We start from the raw sequence: 3,735 nt of genomic DNA, 5'->3' as shown, positions 1-3,735 counted from the left end.
CCCTTGGTCATGTCATCACTCCCCTGGGCCTGTACCTGTTGGTTGTTAGTCCCTATTTCTGTCTCAGGATACATCAGCCTTTGAGGTCTTCCTGTCACCCCGCTTGCCACTGTTCCCGGGATTTCAGGAATTCCCAATCTTCTGAAATCAGACCATGCTTCAAAGCTGTTGATACTGTTCAGTGCAAGCCATTTCTGTAGAATGATATTTCTCAAGGGCTCATTGGCCGAGGCTAGCAATACTGTTTGCTGGGAGTAGTATTCTTCCAGTTTTTCAATAGGTACCTTCAGGTAATCAAATAATTGGGCAAAGGCATTTTTGTACAACGTCTCGGTATCTGACTGTATCCACCCTCTATGGGACGCCTCTGCCTGCAAAAAAAGACTTTCAAAATCGCTCAACATAATACTGGACTGGTTCCAATTGTGAAACAGGCCCGTAGCTTGTCCCCCATTTTCCACAGGCCCTAAAAAAGCAGACGTTGAATCCCTCTCATACTGTGCATTTCCACCGTCCATATTTCCAAAAAGCACTCCTTTATAGGATCCGTTTACAGGTAAGTAAAGCTGAGAAATGCGGGGATCCTGTAAACGGGAATACTGTTCTAGCAAAAATGTGGTTGGTCTGATGATTTGGTAATTCAGCAGGGTGTTTCCCTGCACATCGCGGTAGTAAGCTGCCCAGAAAGGATTTAATTTCCCCGCAGTGTTCAGGTATCCAGGGTTTACGGTTGCACTTTCCCCAATGCCCAAAAACCCACTTCCTTCATTGGATATTTTTAGAATTTCATTTTGGATGTAAGCAGGATCCCCTTGTTGGCTTTGCCTAACCAATGCCCTGAGCTTAACTGTATTCCCAAATTTCGCCCACAATTCCTTATCCCCTTCAAAAAAAATATCTCCATGGGTCTGTGGTAAAATGCCGGACATTTTCACTTCCTCAATACCTAGGCTGATCAGTTCCAGGGATTTTTTATACACCTCCTGTCCTGCTTCATATTTGGGATTTAGAATGTTGTTTCCCTGAGCCGCCTCATCAAAAGGAATGTTGTTGTACACATCTACCAACCTAAGAAACAGCCATCCCTGCATAATTTTGGAAACTCCGGAATAGAAAAACTGCCCACTTTCCAGGGCTTCCTCTTCAATCAGTTTGAAGAACAGTATGTTGTTGAATCCATTTTCCCATACCGGTATACCTTCTCTTTGGCTTCGGATATTGAGTCCATTGTACGTTTTCAAGTCAAAAAACTGGTTGATCCCTTCATTGTTGGTTCCCCAATACCCCGCCCAGAAAGCACCCATAGAGTTCAACTGAAGGCTCTCCTGATTGACCGTTGAGACCAGAGCTCCCGGCAATTTGGCACTCAGGGGCAAGTTTTCAGCTATTGGGCTGTTTGGATTGGAGTTCACATCCAAAAATGCATCACAGGCAACCAGCCCGGTCAACAAGACAAATGACAAGATAATGTTGTGTATATTTTTCATAGCGATTCAAATAAAGTGGATGGTTTAGAAGCTGGCCAGGAAAGTCATACCATAAGTTCTCATGGGCGGTACCTGTCTAAAGCTGTAGTACCCATCGGTATTGTTGTATAGGTATTCAGGATCTCCGATATTATTGTCTTTGTGGCGAATGATAAACAGGTTGGTCGCGACAAGGCCCAAACTTGCTTCTGAGAGGAAGCCCATTCTGTCCACCACGGCCGGGGGAAGGCTATAGCTCAAATTAAGCTCACGTAGCTTAAAGAAATCGGCTTTGGCTGCTGTATTGCTCTGTACAGCCCCCTGCCTGGTCCAGAACTCCTTACCTCCACCTGAAGTAAGCAGTTCGGTGTTTTCAACATATTCACCGGGAGAAACCTCAATGACTGAATTGGGCCATACAAATGCTTCTCTTCCATACTGGGCAGTGATGGGATGTGTTCCAAACTCATACATAGGCGGAACAGTCTCTGAGTAGAACCAACCACCCAGCCTTGATTCAAACTGGGCCGCCAGGGTGAAGCCTTTATAGTTGACTTGGGTACTTAATCCGAAGATGTATGGGGGGACCATTGGTCCTAGAATCACATTCTCCTCAGCGACAAGGGGATCTCCGGTCTCTGCGTCCACCACTACCCTACCCTGTGGGTCTCTTTGGTAGTCACTTACCCACAAAGTGGGAAACTGATGTCCTACAAATGCATAGGACTGTCTAAAGTTCTGTCTAAAGTCTGCTCCTCCGTAGAGTTCCCTAACCATATTATTGGTGTAGGTGAAATTGAATCCCATGTTCCAGGTCCATTCCATGTTTCTGACCACATCTCCACTTAGGGTAAGCTCTATGATGTTATTGGTCACCCTTCCTGAATTGACCAGCATGGCATTATAACCGGTAGCCCTTGACACATTGGCATTGGAAATCTGCCCATCAGAGTCGGTATAAACATAGGCAGCATCCAGGTATAGCCTGTGATTGAAAAGTCCTAACTGCAATCCCAATTCATAGGAAGTTACAAATTCAGGTAAAATTCCCGGGTTAGGATTGGTCAGTCCCGGCAAGAAGCCTACGGTATTCCCAAAGGGAAAGCCGTTCAGCTGGCTATAAGGATTATTAAGCTGATATGGGGATAAGGTTACATTCCCTGTTTTGTTCCATGAGGCATAGAGCTTAGTATAAGATATTTTCCTCTTTTGTCTAATGGCCGGAATGGCTTCGGAAGCTATAAATGAGGCACTTATACCGGGATAGAAAAAGGACCTGTTTTCCTTGCTTAAGGTAGAGATCCAATCGTTTCTTCCGGTAAAAGTAAGGTAAAGGAGGTCTTTGTACCCAGCCACGTACTCAGCATATACAGCCAATGAACGCTGCTCTGATAGAGAGGAGCCTCCGGTCAATTCACCTACCCGGCTACTTTGGTTGAAAATATCGGTATAAAGAAGGTTGGTCGCTGCGACGTTGTGTTGTTTTCTATAATCAGTTCTGAGGTTATGTCCGATCAGCAGGCGATTGCTTACCGTGCCTATATCCTTTTTAATACTCATGATCAAATCACTGTTGAACCTTCTGTAGGTGAGGCTCTGATCATTGACAGACCCGGGCGTATTTCTGGTTCCGGGAGCTTCATATTTATTTGTAGTATTTCTGATTTCATCCATGGAGGCATACATTCCTGCCCTGTAAAGGATTTCCATCCAAGGTGTCAACTGGTAGCTGAATTCAATTTTCCCATTGAGGATTTGCTGCTGATTGGTCTGACGGATATTGTCTATCAGAAAATAGGGGTTTCTCAGCCAGGAGCCGTTCGGAATAAAGTAATTGTTGGGATTACCCGGGGAATTGGGATCCTGCCAGTTTCTGATCAGGTCATAATCAAAATTGGCCGGAAACCTGTAAGCACTTATCCAGGGTCCATCTGGGGTTACATCCTTCCTGTTGTTGATGAAGTTGATGTTATAGGAAGTCCTGAGTTTACCAAAATTTCTGGATCCGTTAAACCTAAGGTTCACCCTTTCATTCTTATCATCCGGTATGATTCCCGTTTGTCTGACGTGTTGTGCGGAGAGAAAATAGGTACTGATATCATCTCCACCTGAAAAAGACACATCATTCTGCAGATTCAGGCCCTGTTGAAAAAGGTTCAATCTATTGTCTCTTTCAGGTGAGGCAAATAATACCATGGGCTGTGTACCATCAGGCAGGGGGGTTCCAAAGGGCTGCATGCTACCATCAAAAGCAGGCCCCCAGGATTCA

General features: G+C 45.0%; 2 protein-coding genes. Both read right to left on the bottom strand.

Features of this window, described 5'->3' with window-relative positions; genetic code table 11:
* Nucleotides 1–1,487 (bottom strand): SusD/RagB family nutrient-binding outer membrane lipoprotein (locus A33Q_RS04210; protein WP_009036486.1); only part of this gene is annotated, 1,487 nt, incomplete at its 3' end.
* 24 nt (nt 1,488–1,511) lie between these two features.
* The coding region (locus tag A33Q_RS04205) for a TonB-dependent receptor domain-containing protein (RefSeq protein ID WP_040489890.1) at nt 1,512–3,735 on the bottom strand (2,224 nt) is incomplete at its 5' end.

The sequence above is a fragment of the Indibacter alkaliphilus LW1 genome (assembly GCF_000295935.2).
Classification (GTDB): domain Bacteria; phylum Bacteroidota; class Bacteroidia; order Cytophagales; family Cyclobacteriaceae; genus Indibacter; species Indibacter alkaliphilus.
Note: the sequence above shows the minus strand (reverse complement) of the source record. Positions and strands in the feature narration are given on the sequence as shown.